The organism is Streptomyces liliiviolaceus (genome assembly GCF_018070025.1).
GTDB classification, from domain to species: domain Bacteria; phylum Actinomycetota; class Actinomycetes; order Streptomycetales; family Streptomycetaceae; genus Streptomyces; species Streptomyces liliiviolaceus.
Map to the genome: position 1 here is coordinate 3,186,621 of NZ_JAGPYQ010000001.1, position 20,425 is coordinate 3,207,045.

Consider the following 20,425-nt stretch of genomic DNA (forward strand, 5'->3'; position numbering starts at 1 on the left):
GAAATCACCATGAACGACGACAGCACCCGCATGTGGGCCGACCTCACCACCGAGGACGTCGCGGGCCTCGCCAAGGACCGCACCGTGGTGGTCCAGCCGATCGGCGCGGTGGAACAGCACGGCGCCCATCTGCCGCTGATCACCGACGCGTTGACCGCCGAGACCATCGCCCGCACCGCCGTGCGCCGGCTCGGCCCCGACAGCGGCACCTGGGTCCTGCCGACCCTGCACTACGGCAAGTCCACCGAGCACCTGGGCCGCGCCGGAACCATCGCCATGTCCACGAACACCCTGCTGTCGGTCTGCCTGGACCTGGGGGAGTCGCTCGCCGCCGGCGGAGTGCGCAAGCTCGTCTTCGTCAACGGCCACGGCGGCCAGCCGAGCCTCCTGGACGTGGTGTCACGCGACATCCGGCACCGCTTCGGCCTGGAGGTCTTCTCCATCATGCCGTCACGGTTCGCCCTCCCGGACACCGTGGAGGACCCCGACCCCTTCGGCATCCACGGCGGCTTCCTGGAGACCTCCCTGGTGATGGCGATCGCACCGGAACTCGTCAAGCAGGACAAGGCGGTCGCGGACGGACTGACGGTCGGCGCGTTCTACCGCGCGCAGAAGCACCTCACCCTGGAGGGCGTGGTCCCCACCGCCTGGCTGATCGACGACGTGTCGGCCTCCGGTGTCGTCGGCGACCCGACCGGGGCGAACGCCGACACCGGCAGACTGCTCCTGGAGCACTGGAGCGGCCTGCTCGCGGAGGCACTCACCGAGGTACGGGACTTCGCGTTCCCCGCGCTCGGCGGGACGACCGCCGCATGACGGCCGAACTCACTGTCGTCAACGCCCTGTTGCTCACCATGGCCGACGGGCAGGACCCCTTCACCGGATGGTTCACGGTCGGCGGCGACGGCCGCATCACCGGCATCGGCCCCGGCGAACCCCCGGCCCTCGAAGGGACCGTGCTCGACGCGTCCGGGAAGATCGTCGCCCCCGGGTTCGTCTCCGCCCACAGCCATCTGCACACCTCGGGACTGCGCGGACTCGCGGCGGGGGAGACGCTCTACCCCTGGGTGCGCGCCAACAACGACATCCTGCTCGGCGCCGGACCCGAGGACATGTACTGGTTCGCCCTGCACGGCTGCCTGGACTTCCTCGGCAACGGCATCACCTCGGCGTACAACTTCGCCCAGAACCGGGTGCTGTGGATGTACGACCGGACCACCCACCGCGATGTGCCGGGGGCCGTCCACCCCGAGGAGTTCCTGACCCGCCAGTTCGACGCCGCGGCCCGCTCCGGGCTGCGCGTGATGACCGCGATCCGCCTGGACGACCAGGAGTTCGGCCCCGACGGCGCCCGCGCCAACTTCGCCGGGATGGCCGACGAGGCACGCGGACGCATCCCGCGGGACGCCTTCCTCGGCGTCTCCGTCTACGGCGCCGTGCAGTGGTCGGACTCACCGGACACGGCGGCCCTGGAAGCCGAGACCATGCGGCGCCACGGCGTGGTGAACCAGGCGCACTTCGTGGAGACGGCCGAGAACATCGAGGCCCAGCAGGCCAAGTTCGACTGGTACGCGAAGGCCGGGGCGCTGGGACCGGACATGCTGTTCGGGCACTTCGTCCACCCCACCGACGACATGATCGACGCGGTGGCGGCCAGCGGCAGCGCCGTCGTGTGGCAGCCGGCCTCCAACGGGCGGCTGGGCTCCGGATTCGCCGACATCGCCCGCTACCGCGAGCGCGGCATCCGCGTCGGCATGGGCCTGGACGACCAGTCCTGCACGGACGTCTCCGACCCCTTCCAGAACATGCGGATCGGCCTGTACGCGCTGCGCGCCGCGCACTCCCGGGCGTCGGTCATGATGCCGCGCGAGGTACTGCGCCTGCACACGCTCGGCTCGGCCGAGGTGCTCGGCGCCGACGACCGGATCGGCAGCCTCGAACCGGGCAAGTTCGCCGACTTCCTGGTCGTCGACCCGGCCGACCCGGACACCGGTCCGGTCTGGGACGCGTACGCGGGATACGTCCTGGCCTGCGGACCGCGCAACCTCAAAGAGGTGTACGTGGGCGGGCGGCGGGTCGTCGCCGACGGCCGGCCGGAGCATCCGCTGGCGGCCGACGCCACGGCGGAGACACACACCCGGATGGCCCGCGCGGCACACGACCGCGGACTTCCCGCCCCCGTCCTGACCGCCGCGCACCCGCGTGGCGCCCTGAACCCCATGAACCACGCGGAGGAACGATGACGACCGCCGTACGCCGGCACCTCGGTGCCACGGTGGACACGACCCTGTGGGGCCGCCTGCCCAGCGGCGACGACGCCCCGGTGCTCTCCGTCGAGCCGGGCGAGCAGATCACCCTGGACACCGTCAGCCACGAGGGCGTCATGGAGGACCAGGGCCGCGACCCGGTGACCTTCTTCGGCCGCCACGGAGTCGCCCCCGAGGACGTCCTGGCCGACACCGTCGCGATCGCCTCGAACGCCGCGCACACGCCCGCCGACGGCCCGCACATCGTCACCGGACCGATCGAGATACGGGGCGCCGAGGTCGGCGACTACCTGGCCGTCCACGTCGACCGCCTCCAGCCGCGCACCTCGTACGGAGTGATCTCCAGCCGCCACGCCAAGGGCCTGCTCCCCGAGTCCTTCCCCTCGAACTCCCCGCTGACCAGCGTGTTCTGCTCGGTGCTCGGGCTGGACGGGGCGGACCCGGCCACCGCGCTGGCGACCCTGCCGCTCCTCCCCGGCGCGACGGAACGGCCCGTCCGCTTCCCCCTCGCGCCCTTCCTCGGCGTGATGGGTGTGGCCACACCCGGCCCCGAGCGGCTGCACTCCACCCCGCCGGGGCTGCACGGCGGAAATCTCGACATCTCGCTGCTGCGCGAGGGCAGCACCCTCTATCTGCCGGTGCAGGTGCCGGGCGCCGGCTTCTACGCCGGGGACCCGCATCTGGCGCAGGGAAACGGCGAGATCGCGCTGACCGCCCTCGAAGCGCCGCTGCGCGCCACGCTGACGTTCGACGTCGTGCCCGCGGCGCGGGCCGCGGAACTCTTCGGCGCGGCTCGCGGACCCGTGGTCCGCACCCCGCAGTTCCTCGTCCCGACCGGCCTCGACCCCGACCTGGACGAGGCGGTCGCGGCCTGCGCCCGCAACGCCCTGGAAGTGCTGGGCGCGTCCTTCGGCATGGCTCCCGAGCTGGCGTACGCGTACCTGAGCGCCGCGACCGACTTCGACATCTCGCAGGTGGTGGATGTCGTCAAGGGCGTCCACGCCCGCATCAGACTCTCGGACTTCGCCCTGGTGGAAGGAGGTGCGTGGTGACGACGCACACAAGCACGACAGACACGACGGGCACAGCCACCACTGCCGCCGACGCGTGCGAGGTGATCGCACCCGACGCGGTGCCGGACGGACTGCTCGACGCCTTCCGGCGCTACGACGCGGCTCTGCTGGCCAACGACCGCACGACCCTCGACGAACTGTTCATGCCGGGCCCGCACACCATCAGGGGCGACGGCCGCACGCTCCTCGTCGGCCACGACGCCATCGCGGGCTTCCGCTCGGCCCGCGCCAAAGTCCCCACCCGGGTTGTCGTCCAACTGCACGTCCAGGTGGTCGCGCCCGACGCGGCCCTGCTGATGGCGAGCACCCGCGACGGCGACGCCACCGGCCTGCAGACCCAGCTGTGGCGGCTGCTGGACGACGGCCGCTGGGCCGTCGCCGCGGCCCACGTGAGCCTGCCGACCGCTGCCGCGCAGCCGGTTTCCGGGGCCGGGTCGGGCGCCGGGTCAGGCGCCTTCGACCGTACGGTCTGGCGGGCCGTCGGAGATCCGCTGGCGGCGGCCACGGCACCCGGTCCGCTGGACGGGTACGGCCTCGCCGTGAAGGACCTGTTCGACGTCGCGGGCCACCCGGTCGGCGCGGGAGTACCCACCTGGCTCGCCGAACAGCGGCCGCGTACGCACACGGCTCCCGCCGTCGCCGCGCTCCTCGAAGCCGGTGCCCACGCGGTCGGTATCGCCCGCACCGACGAGTTCGCCTACAGCCTCGCCGGAACCAACGCGCACTACGGCACACCGCCGAACCCGGCCGCCCCCGGCAGTGTCAGCGGCGGGTCCACCAGCGGCCCGGCCGCCGCCGTCGCACTCGGTCAGGCGGACGTGGGCCTGGGCACCGACACGGCGGGCTCGATCCGGGTACCGGCCTCCTACCAGGGCCTGGTCGGACTGCGTACGACGCACGGCGCCATCAGTACGGCCGGAGTCCTGCCCCTGGCCCCGTCCTTCGACACGGTGGGCTGGCTCACCCGTGACGTACGCACCTCCGCCCTGGTCGCCGAGGCCCTGCTCGGGCAGCCGGAGCAGGCCGGGGACGACACGGTGGCCGTTCGCCGCACGGTACGGCTGCCGGTGCTGGAGGAACTGGCGAGCACCGAGGTACGGAACACCTTCGCCGCCACCGTCGAGTCCCTGTGCGACGCGGGAGAGCTCCCGCCGCCGGAGCCGGACGATCTGCAACTCCCCGTGCTGGAAAGGTGGTTCACCGCCTTCCGTACGGTCCAGGCGTGGGAGGCATGGCAGGCCCACGGCGCGTGGATCACGGCTCATCCGGGTGCGCTCGGCGCGGATGTCGGCGGCCGTTTCGCGCAGGCGGCCGACGTGACCGAACGGCAGGCGGAACAGGCGCGCGAGGTCGTCGCCGAGGCCCGCGAACAGCTACGGGCCCGGCTCACCGGCACCGTACTGGTGATCCCCTCGGCGTCCGGTCCGGCGCCGGGGCGGACCGCGACCGGTGAGCGGATCGAGGCGGAGCGGGCGGCGACCCTGCGCATGACCTGCCTCGCGGGGCTCGCCGGGGCTCCCGCCCTGTCCCTGCCCCTGCTGCGACTGGCCGACGGCCGCCCGGCCGGTGTGTGCCTGCTCGGCGCGCCCGGCACGGACCACGCCCTGCTCGCCCTCGCCGCCGGTCTGGAGGCCCTTCGATGAGTACCGGTACCGGGGCGGTCGTCCCCGACGGCCGCGCACCCCTACGGCACCGCAACCGCTGGCAGTTCCCCGGCAACGGCAACGGCAACGGCAACGGCAACGGCGATGGCAACGGCAACGGCGTCGCCGGCAGTGTGGACCTGCACCGCCCGCACCTGCCCGAACGGTCCGTCACCCTCCCCGCCCTGCCGACGCCCCTGACGCTCGACCCGTCGCGCACCGCCGTCATCGTCGTGGACCTGCAGAACGACTTCTGCGCCGCCGACGGCTGGCTGGCCGGTATCGGCGTCGACGTGTCGGTCCTGGCACCGGCCGTCGGCCTCGGCGCGCGGGCCGTCACCGGCGCGCGGGCCGCCGGGATCCCCGTGATCTGGCTGAACTGGGGCAACCGCCCCGACCAGGCCAACCTGCCGCCGGGCGTGGCCCACGTCTACGACCCGCGGGGAACCGGCGAGGGCATCGGCTCCCGCACGGCACCCTCGGGCGCCCCCGTGCTGACCAAGGACAGCTGGGGCGCCGCCCTCGTGGACGGGGTGAGCGCCGAGCCCGGTGACATCCAGGTGGACAAGTACCGGATGAGCGGTTTCTGGGACACCCCGCTCGACAGTGTCCTGCGCAATCTGCGCGTGGACACGCTGCTGTTCGCCGGCGTCAACTCCGACCAGTGCGTGTACGCCACGCTCATCGACGCCGCGTGCCTGGGCTACGACGTCGTCATGCTCGACGACGCGTCCGCCACGACCTCGCCGTCCTACTGCCACGACGCGACCCTCTACAACGTCCGCCAGTGCTACGGCTTCACCGCGTCGACCTCCGACCTGCTGGACGCCCTCAAGGCGGAGCCCGCCGATCCGACCACCCCGAACCCCGAGGACACCGTATGAGCACCCCGCCCATCCTCCGCCGCCTGGACCAGGTGACACCGCAGTTGATCTCACCCACGGACACGGTCCGGCTCGCCCTGCTGGCGGGTCCGGCCGACAACTCGCCGACCAGCGTGTTCTACGAGGTCTGGGAGCCCGGCGGTGCCCAGCCCGACAACTCCCACCCCGAGTCCACCGAGATCTTCGTGGTCCTCGCCGGCCACGGCACCGCCCACAGCGACGAGCACTCCGTGCCGATCGGCCCCGGGGACGTCCTCGTCCTGCCGCCGGGTTCGCTCCACCGCATCGAGAACACCTCGGCCACGGAACGCATGTACACCGTCACGATCATGGCCGAGGACGGCGGGGCCATGCCCGGCGGCTTCGCCTCGCTCGTCACCGCGGGGACGGACTCGGCCTGGGACGACGCCGACCGGGCGGTGCTCAGCGGCCCAGCTCGGCCAGCACCGCGTCCGTGAACGCGGGCCAGACCTCCGTCGCCCAGGTGCCGAAGGCGCGGTCCGTCAGGGCCACGCACGCCACGCCCGCGTCCGGGTCGATCCACAGGAAGGTGCCGGACTGACCGAAGTGACCGAAGGTGCGGGGGGAGGACGAACCGCCCGTCCAGTGAGGCGACTTGGAGTCGCGGATCTCGAAGCCGAGGCCCCAGTCGTTGGGGTTCTGGTGGCCGTAGCCCGGCAGGACGCCCTTCGTCCCCGGGTACTGCACGGTCATCGCCTCGGCGACCGTCCGCGGGTCGAGCAGCCGTGGCGCCTGCACCTCGGCGGCGAACCGCACCAGGTCGTCGACGGTCGAGACGCCGTCCTTCGCGGGGGAGCCGTCGAGGGTCGTCGACGTCATCCCGAGCGGTTCGAGCACCGCCTGTCGCAGATACTCGCCGAAGGGGATCTCCGTCGCCTTCGCGAGGTGGTCGCCCAACTGCTCGAACCCGGCGTTGGAGTACAGCCGCCGCTGTCCGGGCGGAGCCGTCACCCGGTGCTCGTCGAAGGCGAGCCCGCTCGTGTGCGCGAGCAGATGCCGCACGGTGGCCCCCTCGGGCCCGGCCGCCTCGTCCAGCTCGACGGCCCCTTCCTCGTACGCGACGAGCACGGCGTAGGCGGCGAGGGGCTTGGTGACCGAGGCCAGCGCGAAGGGCTGTGCGGTGGGACCGTGGGCCCCGAGCAGGGTGCCGTCCGCCCGCACGACAGCCGCGGCGGCGGTGGGGACGGGCCACTTCTCGATCAGCGCGAGGCTCTCCATAGACATGCCCAGAGCCTACGGGCCCCGTGTGGGGGCCCCGTCAGGGGCGCGGGGAACTGCGCGACCGGCCCCCACCGGGCCGCAGTCACAATCGAAGCCGCATAAGAGGATCCGGGGTCCGGACGAACCCCATCGACTCGTACAGCGGCGCAGCCTCCGCCGAGGCGGTCAGATCGATCTGCCCGACTCCCCGCTCCCGGAACCACACCACCAGCTCCTCCATGCAGGCCCGCGCGTACCCCCGGCGCCGCGCACCGGGATCCGTCGCGACGCTGAACACGTAACCGATCCGTCCGTGCGGATTCCCGGGCCGCCCGATCCGGTACTCCAGGGTCCCCACCACCAGCGCGGCCAGCGCCCCCGCCCGCTCCGGGTGATCGACGACGAAGGCCGCGAAACCCCCGTCGGGATCGGCCAGCCGACCCCGTACGGTGTCCAGGGACTCCGCGTGCCAGCCGGTGGACGTGTCCGCCCCGGACATCGAGTCGATCAACACCTGACGCAGTCGGAGCAATTCCTCGGCGTCCTCGGGCACAGCACGGCGTACAAGGCTCATGATCGGCACGCTAGCCAGCGCGGCGCCCCGTGTCCCCGGAATTTCATCCGTTTCCGCTTGCTTGGAGTGCACTCCAAGGTTTTAGCGTGGAGGTCATGACGGTGATGGAGACCACGGAGCCCGGGACCGACGTCTGCGTAGCCCCGCCGCAGAGGCAGAGGCGTCCCGACGGCCGGGACCAGTACACGATCAGCGAGGTCGTCGCCTTCACCGGCCTGACGGCGCACACGCTCCGCTGGTACGAGCGGATCGGGCTGATGCCGCACATCGACCGTTCGCACACGGGCCAGCGGCGCTACAGCAACCGTGATCTCGACTGGCTCGACCTCGTCGGCAAGCTGCGGCTGACCGGGATGCCGGTCGCCGACATGGTGCGGTACGCGGAGATGGTGCGCGAGGGCGACGAGACGTACGCGGACCGCTTCGAACTGCTCGAAGCGACGCGGCGGGACGTGCGGGCCCGGATCGCCGAACTCCAGGACACCCTCGCCGTGCTCGACCGGAAGATCAATTTCTATGCGGACGCCGGGCAGGCCCTGGCGTCGGAGAGGTCCCGATGACGGACAGCAGGATCGCGAAGGCACCGCTCGGCACGGGCGGCCCCGAGGTCGGCGTGCAGGGGCTCGGCTGCATGGGCATGAGCTTCGCGTACGGTCCGACGGACGCCGAGGAGGCCCGGGCCACGCTGGAGCGCGCGCTGGAGCTGGGCGTCACGCACTACGACACGGCCGACGCCTACGGGCGGGGGGAGAACGAGCGGTTCCTGGCGCCGTTCTTCGCGGCGCACCGCGACGAGGTGGTCATCGCGACGAAGTTCGCCATGACGATCCCGCCGGACGAGCCGACGCGGCGGATCATCCGCAACGACGGCCCGTACATCCGGCAGGCGATCGAGGCGAGCCTCAAGCGGCTGGACGTCGACGTGATCGACCTCTACTACATGCACCGCCGTGATGTGAACGTCCCCATCGAGGAGACCGTCGGCGTGATGGCCGAGCTGGTCCGCGAGGGCAAGGTCAAGCAGCTCGGTCTCAGCGAGGTGACGGGCGGGGAACTGCGGGCCGCGCAGGCGGTGCATCCGATCGCGGCCGTGCAGTCGGAGTGGTCGCTGTTCAGCCGGGACATCGAGGCGGGGGTCGTTCCGGCGGCCCGTGAGCTGGGCGTGGCGCTGGTCCCGTACTCCCCGCTCGGGCGCGGCTTCCTCACCGGTTCCTTCACGGACGCCGACAAGGAGCTGACCGCGGACGACGTCCGCCGGCAGCAGCCCCGCTTCAACGGGGACAACGCGGCGAAGAACGCGGCCCTGCTCGACTCGATCCGGACGGTCGCCGAGGGGCACGGGGCGTCCGTGGGGCAGATCGCGCTGGCGTGGGTGCACCGGCGGGCGGAGGTGCACGGGCTGCCGGTCGTGCCGATTCCCGGTACGCGTCGGCGTACGCGGGTGGAGGAGAACACGGCGGCGACGCGGATCGCTCTGACGGACTCCGACCTCGGCGTCCTGGACGCGATCGCCGACCGGGTCGCGGGCACGCGCTACGCCGACATGACGTTCGCGTCGGCGGGCCGGGAGTAGCACGGCGGTTCATCGGGTTCCCCGCGCCCCTGAAGGGCGAAAAGCAGGGGCGCAGCCCCGTTTTTAGGGGCGCGGGGAACTGCGCGACAAGCCCCCACCGGCCCGCGGACGACCCCACGGCGGAACCGTCAGAGCTCCGCCAAAAGCTCCGCCTTCTTCACCGAGAACTCGTCGTCCGTGACGAGCCCCGCCTCGTGCAGCTCACCGAGGTGCCGGATCCGTTCGGCGATGTCCGCGGGGTCGCGCCGGGCCCGCGGGGCCACCGCGACCGCCCCGGCGGCCGGCCCCGACGCCACGTCGGGCAGCACAGCCGGCCCCCCGGACCGCGCCGCCGCCAGCACGGCGGCCGCGAACGGCAGCGACTCGTGCACCGGCCCGTACCCCAGCCCGAACACGACCGCGGCCGGATCCTGATCCGCCTGCCCCGGCCGGGAGGCCCCCGTACCCCCCTCCTCGCGCCGCAGCAGCCGCAGATGCCCCTCGAAGATCTCGGGCGAACGCCACTCCACCCCGCACAGGTCGGCGACGGCGAACGTCTGGTCGCCGGCCTTCCACTTCGCGGACGAGGCACCCGTCCAGAACCACCGGAAGGCCACGGACTTCCCGTCGAAGGACGCCTTGCCGTCGTACGCCTTGAACTGGAGCGGCGTCTCGGGCGCCCGGACGAGATAGCGCTCGACCGGCCCCGCGTCCGGCGGCCCGAGCATCGCGCGCAACTCGTCCGCGTAGTACTCGGCGAGCGTCTCGCGCTCGGCGGGCAGCACGAGGCGGTAGGGGTCGCACACATCCCTCAGCTGTCCCGCGGCCGCCTCCATCAACGGATCGGCGCCCGGCCGCGGCTCGGCCCGCAGGACGACCGTCCCGCGCTTGCCGGGCGTCAGCGTCACCGACGCGATCGCGTCGAGCGGGATGCGCCGCTCACCGAGCGCCTGGAACAGCTTCGGTGTGCGGATCCCCCGTTCGAAGCGGATGAGCACGGAGTCGGACTCGAACTCCCAGGCGGCATGAAATCCGGCCAGTACGTCACCCATGCGGGCCATCGTATGCGGCATGCGCTTCCTAGTCCCCTCCCTGAGCGGCCCGCACTTGTCTCGTCCTCTACGCGCGTCCGGCTTCGGCGGTACCGGGCAGACCCTCCCGGCACACGTCGTCCTCGTGCGCACAGCTGACCGCGCGGTACGCGCCAATACCGATCTCGGCGAAATTCCGCAGGCTGTCGGTCCCGGGCTCGAAATACCCGGTGTGTCCCTTCGCCCCGCGCGCGGACAGCACCCGCGCGCCGAAGTCCGAGGACATCGGGTCGGCGCCGTGGCCGAGCCCGCCGACCTCCAGATGCGGTACGTCCTGGATCCAGTCGTCGGAGTCCCGTACGGCCCACACCCGGGCCGCGGTACGCAGTTGCGCCGCCCGCTCGACCCGCATGCCAGGACTGCCCGCCACCGCTATGTCGGAGACCCGCGGCGGCAGCGAGTGGGCGGCCACTCCGCAGACCACGGATCCGTAGCTGTGGCAGTACAGCGCGACCCGTGAGCGGCCGGGCAGCGCCCGCACTAGGGCGTCGAGCCGGACCGCGCCCTCCTCGGCGCGGATGCCGGTGGCGGCGTCCATGCCGAGCCCGTTCGGGGTCGTGTAGTCGGCCCAGGCGATCACGGCCGTACGCGTGGCCGGGCTTGCCTCCCGCTCGGCGCGGTACAGCGCCTTGGCCATGCCGACCGGCGCGGTGTACTGCCGCTCGGTGCGCTGGAAGGTCAGCAGGTCGGTGTCGACGCCGGGCACCACGACCGAGACCCGTTCGGCCCTGCCGAGGTCTCCGAAGACCTCCGCGACCCGGCCCGAACCCATCGGGTCGAAGGCGAGGATGCGGCGCCCGTCGGCCATCAGCGCCTCGTAGCGGTGCATCCGGCGGCCCGCGTCGCGCTGGCCGATCGCGGAGAGCCGCTTGTCACGCATGCGTTCGATCTCGACCTTGCGTGCCTGGCCGAGGGCGATCCGGTTGGCGCGGTAGCGCAGGGCCACCGGCGCCCCGTTCATGTTGCCGACCGCGAGCGGATAGCGGGCGGCGAGCCGGGTCCGCTGGTGCGCGTCGAGCGAGGCGAAGAACTGGGCCAGCCGGATCGGTGTCGTCTCGTCCGGGTCCGGCAGCCGGTGCCCGCCTATGTGACCGCGTTCCCAGGCGGCGAGGGAGGCCGCGATCGGTGTCGCCGCTCCTCTGTGGCCGCGTACCGCGGTCCAGCCGGTGGTCCCGAGCATCACGAACACCACGGCCAGCGCGAGCAACATGCGCCAGACGTTGAGTTGGGGGGTGGAGTCGAAGGAAGTCACTGAAAGGACACACTAGGAGAACGAGAGGGTCTCGCGTTAACCGAGTGAGGCGGATCACGTTTCCGTTGGGGTAATTGGGGCAATGTGGGCCTGCCCTTTGCCAGGTCATCACGCTGTGTACGCACATGGGGTGATCCGTACCCGTAGGGTCACCACTTTGTGTGCGACAGGAGTTACTCCGCGTCCCGGTGGCCGCTTCCGTCACGCGTGTGCCAGTTCTCGATCAACGCGGGCCCCATCCCGTCGAGATACGAGGCGGTCAGCTCGCGCATCGCGGCCACGCTGAAATCGTCGCCCGCGCCCCACCGGCGGGAGGCCAGCCGCATCACCCCGCCGAACAGGGCCACCGCCACGCGCGGGCGCGGATCGGCGTCCACGTCGACGCCCTCGCGGTCCGCGATCAGCCGGGCGAGCTGCTCCTCCAGTCCCTCGTGCCGGCGCAGATGGGTGGCGAGCAGCGCGGGGGTCGACTCGATCAACTGGTAGGTGCGCATGTGCAGTTCGATCGGCACGACGGCCTCGATCGCCTCCCCGATGGTGTCCCAGCTCGCCATGACGGCCCGGCGCAGCGCGTCCAAGGGGGCTTCGTGGGGCGGGCGTTGGCGTACCGCGTCCAGGAAGTGCGACTCGGTCATCTCCTGGACGGCGAAGGCGGCCTCCTCCTTGCCGGCGAAGTAGCGGAAGAAGGTGCGCTGGGAGACGCCGACCGCCTCGACGATCTCGTCGACGGTCGTCCGCTCGTACCCGTGGGCCGCGAACAGCTCCAGGGCGGACCGCACCAGCGCGTCCCGTGTGCGCTGCTTCTTGCGTTCGCGCAGGCCCGGTCGGGGTGCCGTGTCCATGAGTCCTCTTTCCCGTCCCCGGGAGGCGCCCGGGTGACCATCCGTTGCGCGTACGAGCCCCGCGGATGACTTGTCAGTTACCGAATTGTGAATTGGTTTGTCAATTGTCAGCGGCTGTCACTAATCTCGATCGCATGACTAGTCAGACCACCGTCGACAAGACGGGCCCGGCCGACGAGGCCCCGGCCGCCCCCGGCCCGGCTCCGGCCGAGGGGCTGCGCGGCCACCCGTGGCTCACCCTCATCACCGTGGCGGTCGGCGTCATGATGGTGGCCCTCGACGGCACCATCGTGGCCATCGCGAACCCGGCCATCCAGAAGGACCTCGGCGCCACCTTCGCCGACGTCCAGTGGATCACGAACGGCTACTTCCTCGCGCTCGCCGTCACGCTGATCACGGCGGGCAAGCTCGGGGACCGGTTCGGCCACCGTCAGACCTTCCTCATAGGCGTGGTCGGCTTCGCGGCGGCCTCGGGGGCCATCGGGCTGTCCGACAGCATCGCCTTCGTGGTGGTCTTCCGGGTGCTCCAGGGTCTGTTCGGCGCGCTGCTGATGCCGGCCGCGCTCGGCCTGCTGCGGGCCACCTTCCCGGCCGAGAAGCTGAACATGGCGATCGGCATCTGGGGCATGGTCATCGGCGCCTCCACCGCGGGCGGCCCGATCCTCGGCGGGGTGCTCGTCGAGCACGTCAGCTGGCAGTCCGTCTTCTTCATCAACGTGCCGGTCGGCATCCTCGCGGTCGTCCTCGGCGCGGTGATCCTCACCGACCACCGGGCGAAGAACGCGCCGCGCTCCTTCGACCTGCTCGGCATCGGTCTGCTGTCCGGCGCCATGTTCTGTTTGGTCTGGGCGCTCATCAAGGCCCCCGCGTGGGGCTGGGGAGCCGCGCTGACCTGGTCGTTCCTCGGGATCTCCGTGCTGGGCTTCGCCCTGTTCGCGTTCTGGGAGAACCGGGTGCGCGAACCGCTCATCCCGCTCGCCCTCTTCCGCTCGGTGCCGCTGTCGGCCGGTGTGGTCCTGATGGTGCTCATGGCGATCGCCTTCATGGGCGGCCTGTTCTTCGTCACCTTCTACCTGCAGAACGTGCACGGGATGAGCCCGATCGACGCGGGTCTGCACCTGCTTCCGCTCACCGGCATGATGATCGTCGGTTCGCCGCTGGCCGGTGTGCTGATCGGCAGGACCGGACCGCGCGTCCCGCTCGCGGGCGGTATGGCGCTCACCGCCATCGCCATGTTCGGTGTGTCGACGCTGGAGACCGACACGAGCAGCGGTCTCATGTCGATCTGGTTCGCGCTGCTCGGCCTCGGCCTCGCGCCCGTCATGGTCGGCGCCACCGAGGTCATCGTGGGCAACGCGCCGATGGAGCTGTCCGGTGTCGCGGGAGGCCTTCAGCAGGCCGCCATGCAGATCGGCGGCAGCCTCGGCACGGCGGTCCTGGGCGCGGTGATGGCGTCCAAGGTCGACAACGACCTCGCGGGCAACTGGGCCGACGCGGGCCTGCCGAAGCTCTCCCCGGCCGAGCTGGACCAGGCCGCGGAAGCGGTACAGGTCGGCGCGCCGCCGGTGGCCCCGGGCACGCCGCCCGAGATCGCCGCGAAGATCACGGACGTCGCCCACGACACGTTCATCTCCGGTATGAGCCTGGCGAGCCTGGTCGCGGCGGGGGTCGCCGTCGTGGCCGTCTTCGTCGCCTTCCTCACCAAGAGGGGCGCCAACGCGGAGGCGGGCGCGGGAGTCGGCCACATCTAGTCCGGTTCCGAAATCTCTTTACACCCCGCCGAGTTCGCTCGGCGGGGTTTTCGCTTATCCGGGTGACACCTCTGCGTATGACTTTCATACCGCCCGTATCCCAGGTCAGAGTGGTCTCAACTGATCTGTACGGAACGGGCAGTTCGGTTGAAGTGGCGGCGTGCTGCCGGAGGGGGGCAGCACGCCGCGCAACCGTTTCAAAGAAGTACGCGTCTGAATTGACATGACCGGGGTACCCGACTTCCGAGCCCGAACCGACCGGCATTCGGTCGGCTCAGAGGTCCAGGGAGTTGATGATGGCGGGCTTCGGTCACACCACGCGCAAACACCCTCGCTCACGTAGCCGGACGAGGTCACGTAGCGGGCCGGACAGCGCGACGCTCGGAATCATCGGAGTCATCTGCGCGGTCGCCGGATTCCTTGTGCTGGGGATCATCCTCGGCCCGGCGGCCATCGTCTGCGGCTGGCTGGCAATGGGGCGCCGATGGAACGGCGCCCGCCCCGTACCGGCGCTGATCGCGGTGGTACTGGGAGCGATCGACACCGTTCTGGCCGTCATCTGGATAGCCGGATCGGCAGCCCCCGGCGGAATGATGTTCTGACCGAGCTGAAGATCTCAGATGTGCCCCGCACCCTTCGAAGGGCGGCGGGGCACATCGCTGCCTCGCGTCATGCCCGTGCGGCCCGGCGGGGGCTGGCCGCGCAGTTCCCCGCGCCCCTTCAAGACGGGGCTGCGCCCCGATGGACCCGCGAGGCACGTCTCTGCGCGCGTCATGCCCGTGCGGCCCGGTGGGGGCGAGCCGCGCAGTTCCCCGCGCCCCTATCGGGGCGCAGCCCCGCCTTGAAGGGGCGCGGGGAACGGCGCGCCCAGCCCCCACCGGGCCGCACCCGAAGTTCTTAAGGGGCGCGGGGAACGGCGTGGCTAGCCGCCCACACAACCGCACCCGGTGCTTTTAAGGGGCGCGGGGAACTGCGCGGCCAGCCCCCACGCAGCCGCACCCGAACCCGCACTCCCCGCGGAGCGCTACGCGTCACCCCCCGCGGCCCCAGGATCAGCCGCGGCCACATCGAGCAACTGATACCGATCGATCGCCTGCTTCAGCAGCGACCGATCGACCTTCCCCTCGCGGGCGAGTTCCGTCAGGACTCCCACCACGATCGACTGCGCGTCGATGTGGAAGAACCGCCGAGCAGCGCCCCGCGTATCCGCGAACCCGAACCCATCGGCGCCGAGCGACTGGTAAGTCCCCGGCACCCACCGCGAGATCTGGTCCGGAACCGACCGCATCCAGTCGGAAACGGCCACGAACGGCCCCTCGGCACCCGACAGCTTCCGCGTCACATACGGAACCCGCTGCTCCTCCTCCGGGTGCAGCAGATTGTGCCGCTCCACCTCCACGGCCTCGCGCCGCAGCTCGTTCCAGGAGGTCGCCGACCACACGTCGGCCCGTACGTCCCAGTCCTCGGCGAGCAGCCGCTGCGCCTCGACGGCCCACGGCACCGCCACACCGGACGCCATGATCTGCGCCGGGATGGAGCCCGAAGTACCCGCCGCGAAGCGGTGGATGCCCGCGAGGATGCCCTCGACGTCGACGTCCGCCGGCTCCGCGGGGTGCTGGATCGGCTCGTTGTAGACGGTGAGGTAGTAGAAGACGTCCTCGCCGTGCGGGTGTTCCTCGGACGAGCCGTACATCCGCCGCAGCCCGTCCTTCACGATGTGCGCGATCTCGAACCCGTAGGCCGGGTCGTACGCGACACAGCCCGGGTTGGTCGAGGCGAGCAGCTGCGAGTGCCCGTCCGCGTGCTGCAGACCCTCACCGGTCAGAGTCGTACGCCCCGCGGTCGCACCCAGTACGAAGCCGCGCGCCAACTGGTCGGCCATCTGCCAGAACTGGTCACCGGTGCGCTGGAAACCGAACATCGAGTAGAAGACGTACACCGGGATGAGCGGCTCGCCGTGCGTGGCGTAGGCCGAACCGGCCGCGATCAGGGAGGCCGTACAGCCCGCCTCCGAGATGCCGTCGTGCAGCATCTGCCCGGTCGGCGACTCCTTGTACGCGAGGAGCAGGTCCCGGTCCACGGCCTCGTACTGCTGCCCCAGCGGATTGTAGATCTTCGCGCTCGGGAAGAACGAGTCCATGCCGAACGTGCGGTACTCGTCCGGTGCGATCAGCACGAACCGCTTGCCGATCTCCTTGTCCCGCATGAGGTCCTTGAGCAGCCGTACGAACGCCATGGTCGTGGCGATCGACTGCTGACCCGAGCCCTTCTTCACACTCGCGTACGTCTTGTCCTCGGGCAGTGCGAGCGGCTTCGAGCGCACGACACGCGTCGGGACGTACCCGCCGTTCTGCTTGCGGCGGTCGTGCATGTACTGGATCTCTTCGGAGTCCCGGCCCGGGTGGTAGTACGGCGGCGCGCCGGACTCCAGCTCCTTGTCGGAGATCGGCAGGTGCAGCCGGTCACGGAAGCCCTTGAGGTCGGCGACCGTCAGCTTCTTCATCTGGTGCGTGGCGTTGCGGCCCTCGAAGTTCGGGCCGAGCGTCCAGCCCTTGACCGTCTGGGCGAGGACCACGGTCGGCTGGCCCTTGTGCGCCTTGGCCGCCGCGAAGGCCGCGTAGACCTTGCGGTGGTCGTGACCGCCGCGGCCCAGGTGCAGGATCTGGTCGTCGGTCATGTTCTCGACCATGCCGCGCAGCCGGTGGTCGCCGCCGAAGAAGTGCTCGCGGATGTAAGCGCCGGTCTCGGTGGCGTACGTCTGGAACTGGCCGTCGGGCGTGGTGTTCAGCTTGTTGACGAGCACGCCGTCGCGGTCCTGGGCGAGCAGCGGGTCCCAGCTGCGGTCCCAGACCAGCTTGATGACGTTCCAGCCGGCGCCCCGGAACTGCGACTCCAGCTCCTGGATGATCTTTCCGTTGCCGCGTACAGGACCGTCGAGGCGCTGGAGGTTGCAGTTGACGACGAACGTGAGGTTGTCCAGGCCCTCGCGCGCGGCGATGGACAGCTGGCCGAGCGACTCCGGCTCGTCCATCTCGCCGTCGCCGAGAAACGCCCAGACGTGGGATTTCGAGGTGTCCGCGAGAGAACGCGCCTCCATGTAGCGGTTCATCCGCGCCTGGAAGATCGCACCGAGCGGACCCAGGCCCATGGAGACGGTCGGGAACTCCCAGAAGTCCGGCATGGAGCGCGGATGCGGGTACGAGGACAGCGCGCGCGGGGCCTTCGACTTCTCCTGGCGGAACGCGTCCAGCTGCGCCTCGTCGAGGCGGTCCAGGAGGAACGCGCGGGCGTAGATACCGGGGGAGGCGTGCCCCTGGAAGAAGATCTGGTCGCCGCCGTCACCCCCGTCCTTGCCGCGGAAGAAGTGGTTGAAGCCGACGTCGTAGAGCGAGGCGGAGGACGCGAAGGTGGCGATGTGGCCGCCGACACCGATACCGGGCCGCTGGGCCCTGGAGACCATCACGGCCGCGTTCCAGCGGGTCGCGTTGAGGACCTTGCGCTCGATCTCCTCGTTGCCGGGGAAGAACGGCTCGTCCTTGGTGGCGATGGTGTTGATGTAGTCGGTGCTGCGCATCTCGGGAACGGCCACGCGCTTCTCGCGGGCGCGTTCGATCAGCCTCAGCATGAGATAGCGGGCCCGCTCCCGGCCGCGCTGGTCCACGGCGGCGTCGAGGGAGTCGAGCCACTCCTGGGTCTCTTCGGGATCGAAGTCAGGGACCTGACTCGGAAGGCCGCCAATGATGATCGGGTTGCGATCGGGTCCGGAAGCCACGCTGTTCCTTCGCTCTCGGGGGGCCGCTTCTTCTCAGTTTTTTCTTTGCTTTTTCTCTGGTTTCCTGGGCGTCTGCACCGTTCCCCATCGTGTACCTCGGGAGCGGAAACGTCATCTCTACCGAGAGGTAACCGACACGTTCGAACCGTTCTCCCAAGGCCGGGTCCGGCAAATCGCAACGATACGCCCGACCCGTGACGCGTACCGCAAAGGCATTCGAGTCTCGTACCCTCGTAGGGTTCCGAAATTCACAAACCGGGCAGATTCCTGTGGTGTGCGTCACCAACGGCTGTGATTCCCTGACTGGAGTTGCGGCGACACGGCCTGGATCGTCACCGTTTCGGCGGTCTTGACGGCCGGGTACTTGCGCGATCCGCCCCGCCCGTGTGGACTACGGCCAATGCTGCGCGCACGCGCGTGGCTTGAACTTCCCCAGGATCTCGGCTTCGCCCGGGCCGGGGAGGACCCCATTACCGAACATGATCAGGAGGCAACCCGTGAGCGCGACCGCGGACCACGCGGAGGAGCGGACGAGCCTGGCCGCCAGGCTGGGATTCCAGCCCGAGCAGGTGGTCCAGGAGATCGGCTTCGACGACGACGTCGACCAGGAGCTCCGCTCGGCCATTGAAGAAGTCATCGGCAGCGAGCTCATGGACGAGGAGTACGACGACGTCGCCGACGCCGTCGTGCTCTGGTTCCGAGACGACGACGGCGACCTGACGGATGCGCTGGTGGATGCCACCACGTACGTCGAAGAGGGCGGCGCCGTCCTGCTGCTGACGCCCAAGACCGGCCGAGACGGTTATGTGGAGCCCAGCGACATCGCCGAAGCTGTGACGACCGCGGGTCTGTCCCAGACCAAGGGCATCAGCGTGGGGAAGGACTGGAGCGGCACGAAGCTGGCTACGCCGAAGACGGCGGCCAAGAAGCGCTGAGGCGCTGCCGAGGCCAGGAGGCCCTCGCCGACTCTGTCGGCGGGGGCCTCGTCCCGTATGGGGCACGGGGGACTGCACCTCAGCCGCGACGGCCCCGTCTTTCAGGGGCACGGGGAACGGCGCGCTCAGCCGCGACGGACCTGCTTTTCAGGGGCGCGGGGAACTGCGCGGCCAGCCCCCACCGGTCCGCACCCGACATGCAGGCCCGTGCGCCTCCGCAGGTCCGATGTGGCCGGCCGCGCAGTTCCCCGCGCCCCTTACGGGGCCGGTGGGGTGCCCGCCCCGCTTTCGGGAGCTTTGCGTAGGGTGGGGTCACCCGAACAGCCCGATCTACGGAAGGGACGCAGGACCATGGCGATCGAGGTCGGCGACAAGGCTCCGGACTTCGAGCTGAAGGACAACCACGGTGCCACCGTGAAGCTCTCCGACTTCCGGGGCGCGAAGAACGTGGTGCTGCTCTTCTACCCCTTCGCCTTCACCGGCGTGTGCACCGGCGAACTGTGCGAGCTGCGCGACAACCTCCCGCGGTTCGCCGACCGCGACACCCAGCTCCTCGCCGTCTCGAACGACTCCATCCACACCCTGCGCGTCTTCGCCGAGCAGGAGGGCCTGGACTACCCGCTGCTGTCGGACTTCTGGCCGCACGGCGAGGTCTCGCGCGCGTACGGCGTCTTCGCCGAGGACAAGGGCTGCGCGGTGCGCGGCACCTTCGTCATCGACAAGGAGGGTGTCGTCCGCTGGACCGTCGTCAACGCCCTGCCGGACGCACGGGACCTGGACGAGTACGTCACCGCGCTCGACGCCCTGTAGGGCCTGGATGCCGACACTTCGGGATTCTTCCCGCCCCAGGGACTGCGGTGGCGGGGAACCTCTCACTAGGATCGGCACGTTGATCCGATACCAACGCACTACGGGGCTTCCCGCCCCCGGACACCAATGGGAGGACTCGTGGGAGTCAGCCTCAGCAAGGGCGGCAACGTATCGCTGTCGAAGGAGGCCCCGGGCCTGACCGCGGTCATCATCGGTCTGGGGTGGGACATCCGCACCACCACCGGTACCGACTTCGACCTCGACGCGAGCGCGATCCTGACGAACGCGGAGGGCAAGGTCAGCAGTGACGCCAACTTCGTGTTCTTCAACAACCTGAAGAGCCCCGACGGCTCCGTCGAGCACACCGGTGACAACACCACCGGTGAGGGCGAGGGCGACGACGAGCAGATCAAGGTCAATCTCGCCGGCGTCCCCGCCGACATCGAGAAGATCGTCTTCCCGGTCTCGATCTACGACGCCGAGAACCGCCAGCAGTCGTTCGGCCAGGTGCGCAACGCGTTCATCCGCGTCGTGAACCAGGCGGGCGAGGCGGAGATCGCCCGGTACGACCTCTCCGAGGACGCCTCGACGGAGACCGCCATGGTCTTCGGCGAGCTGTACCGCCACGGCGCGGAGTGGAAGTTCCGCGCCATCGGCCAGGGATACGCCTCGGGCCTGCGCGGCATCGCGCAGGACTTCGGCGTCAACGTCTGAGCCGTTCCTCGGGGCCCAGACGCCCCGAGTCGCTCCACCGCTTC

The 20,425-nt window shown here is 70.6% G+C and carries 19 protein-coding genes; 13 read left to right on the forward strand and 6 right to left on the reverse strand.

Going from position 1 to position 20,425, the window contains the following annotated elements:
• The first annotated feature begins 9 nt into the window (after positions 1–9).
• From J8N05_RS13905 to J8N05_RS13930, 6 genes are read left to right on the forward strand one after another with little or no spacing between them, the layout of a single operon-like run.
• Positions 10–816, forward strand: a complete 807-nt coding sequence (locus tag J8N05_RS13905) for a creatininase family protein (RefSeq protein WP_210882944.1) — start codon at positions 10–12, stop codon at positions 814–816.
• Positions 813–2,243, forward strand: coding sequence for an amidohydrolase family protein (locus J8N05_RS13910; RefSeq protein WP_210882946.1), 1,431 nt, complete (start codon positions 813–815; stop codon positions 2,241–2,243). Before J8N05_RS13905 ends, J8N05_RS13910 begins: the two co-directional genes overlap by 4 nt.
• A complete protein-coding gene (locus J8N05_RS13915) occupies positions 2,240–3,319 on the forward strand; it encodes an acetamidase/formamidase family protein (RefSeq protein WP_210882948.1) in 1,080 nt (359 codons plus the stop codon). Before J8N05_RS13910 ends, J8N05_RS13915 begins: the two co-directional genes overlap by 4 nt.
• A complete protein-coding gene (locus J8N05_RS13920; RefSeq protein ID WP_247706269.1) occupies positions 3,316–4,983 on the forward strand; it encodes an amidase in 1,668 nt (555 codons plus the stop codon). Before J8N05_RS13915 ends, J8N05_RS13920 begins: the two co-directional genes overlap by 4 nt.
• Entirely contained in the window at positions 4,980–5,867 is an 888-nt protein-coding gene (locus J8N05_RS13925) for a cysteine hydrolase family protein (protein ID WP_210882950.1), read from the forward strand. The genes J8N05_RS13920 and J8N05_RS13925 overlap by 4 nt, the downstream gene beginning before the upstream one ends.
• Positions 5,864–6,325 carry a cupin domain-containing protein gene (locus tag J8N05_RS13930; protein ID WP_210882951.1) on the forward strand — a complete coding sequence of 154 codons (462 nt, stop codon included), beginning with the start codon at positions 5,864–5,866 and terminating at the stop codon, positions 6,323–6,325. The genes J8N05_RS13925 and J8N05_RS13930 overlap by 4 nt, the downstream gene beginning before the upstream one ends.
• Here the strand turns inward: J8N05_RS13930 and J8N05_RS13935 are convergent.
• The gene (locus J8N05_RS13935) at positions 6,291–7,112 is read right to left on the reverse strand and encodes a serine hydrolase domain-containing protein (protein WP_210882952.1); all 822 of its coding nucleotides are present in this window, start codon (positions 7,110–7,112) and stop codon (positions 6,291–6,293) included. The genes J8N05_RS13930 and J8N05_RS13935 overlap by 35 nt on opposite strands.
• 79 nt (positions 7,113–7,191) lie before the next feature.
• The gene (locus J8N05_RS13940; protein WP_210882953.1) at positions 7,192–7,662 is read right to left on the reverse strand and encodes a GNAT family N-acetyltransferase; all 471 of its coding nucleotides are present in this window, start codon (positions 7,660–7,662) and stop codon (positions 7,192–7,194) included.
• Between the two features lie 95 nt (positions 7,663–7,757).
• Here J8N05_RS13940 and J8N05_RS13945 point away from each other — a divergent pair, with 95 nt between their 5' ends.
• Together J8N05_RS13945 and J8N05_RS13950 are read left to right on the forward strand one after the other, a co-directional pair.
• Positions 7,758–8,222: a MerR family transcriptional regulator gene (locus J8N05_RS13945; RefSeq protein WP_210882954.1), complete on the forward strand. Its 465-nt coding sequence runs from the start codon at positions 7,758–7,760 to the stop codon at positions 8,220–8,222.
• Positions 8,219–9,235, forward strand: coding sequence for an aldo/keto reductase (locus tag J8N05_RS13950; RefSeq protein WP_210882956.1), 1,017 nt, complete (start codon positions 8,219–8,221; stop codon positions 9,233–9,235). Before J8N05_RS13945 ends, J8N05_RS13950 begins: the two co-directional genes overlap by 4 nt.
• Before the next feature lie 128 nt (positions 9,236–9,363).
• On the opposite strand, the gene J8N05_RS13955 is transcribed toward J8N05_RS13950, so the two are convergent.
• From J8N05_RS13955 to J8N05_RS13965, 3 genes are all read right to left on the reverse strand, one after another.
• Positions 9,364–10,275: a DUF4429 domain-containing protein gene (locus J8N05_RS13955; RefSeq protein WP_247706711.1), complete on the reverse strand. Its 912-nt coding sequence runs from the start codon at positions 10,273–10,275 to the stop codon at positions 9,364–9,366.
• 58 nt (positions 10,276–10,333) lie between these two features.
• Positions 10,334–11,557 (reverse strand): alpha/beta hydrolase, encoded by a 1,224-nt coding sequence (locus tag J8N05_RS13960; RefSeq protein ID WP_210882960.1) that lies wholly within the window; start codon positions 11,555–11,557, stop codon positions 10,334–10,336.
• Between the two features lie 173 nt (positions 11,558–11,730).
• Entirely contained in the window at positions 11,731–12,399 is a 669-nt protein-coding gene (locus J8N05_RS13965; RefSeq protein ID WP_210882961.1) for a TetR family transcriptional regulator, read from the reverse strand.
• A gap of 134 nt (positions 12,400–12,533) precedes the next feature.
• Here J8N05_RS13965 and J8N05_RS13970 point away from each other — a divergent pair, with 134 nt between their 5' ends.
• Entirely contained in the window at positions 12,534–14,150 is a 1,617-nt protein-coding gene (locus J8N05_RS13970) for an MFS transporter (RefSeq protein WP_210882962.1), read from the forward strand.
• A gap of 293 nt (positions 14,151–14,443) precedes the next feature.
• Positions 14,444–14,752, forward strand: coding sequence for a small hydrophobic protein (locus J8N05_RS13975; RefSeq protein WP_210882963.1), 309 nt, complete (start codon positions 14,444–14,446; stop codon positions 14,750–14,752).
• A gap of 422 nt (positions 14,753–15,174) precedes the next feature.
• On the opposite strand, the gene aceE is transcribed toward J8N05_RS13975, so the two are convergent.
• Positions 15,175–17,922, reverse strand: a complete 2,748-nt coding sequence (gene aceE, locus J8N05_RS13980) for a pyruvate dehydrogenase (acetyl-transferring), homodimeric type (RefSeq protein ID WP_210882964.1) — start codon at positions 17,920–17,922, stop codon at positions 15,175–15,177.
• A 497-nt stretch (positions 17,923–18,419) separates the two neighbouring features.
• On the opposite strand from aceE, the gene J8N05_RS13985 reads away from it, so the two are divergent.
• From J8N05_RS13985 to J8N05_RS13995, 3 genes are all read left to right on the forward strand, one after another.
• Positions 18,420–18,857, forward strand: coding sequence for a DUF3052 domain-containing protein (locus J8N05_RS13985; RefSeq protein ID WP_055519877.1), 438 nt, complete (start codon positions 18,420–18,422; stop codon positions 18,855–18,857).
• A 351-nt stretch (positions 18,858–19,208) separates the two neighbouring features.
• Entirely contained in the window at positions 19,209–19,667 is a 459-nt protein-coding gene (locus tag J8N05_RS13990; RefSeq protein ID WP_210882965.1) for a peroxiredoxin, read from the forward strand.
• Between the two features lie 138 nt (positions 19,668–19,805).
• The gene (locus J8N05_RS13995) at positions 19,806–20,381 is read left to right on the forward strand and encodes a TerD family protein (RefSeq protein WP_055617911.1); all 576 of its coding nucleotides are present in this window, start codon (positions 19,806–19,808) and stop codon (positions 20,379–20,381) included.
• Positions 20,382–20,425 lie beyond the last annotated feature (44 nt).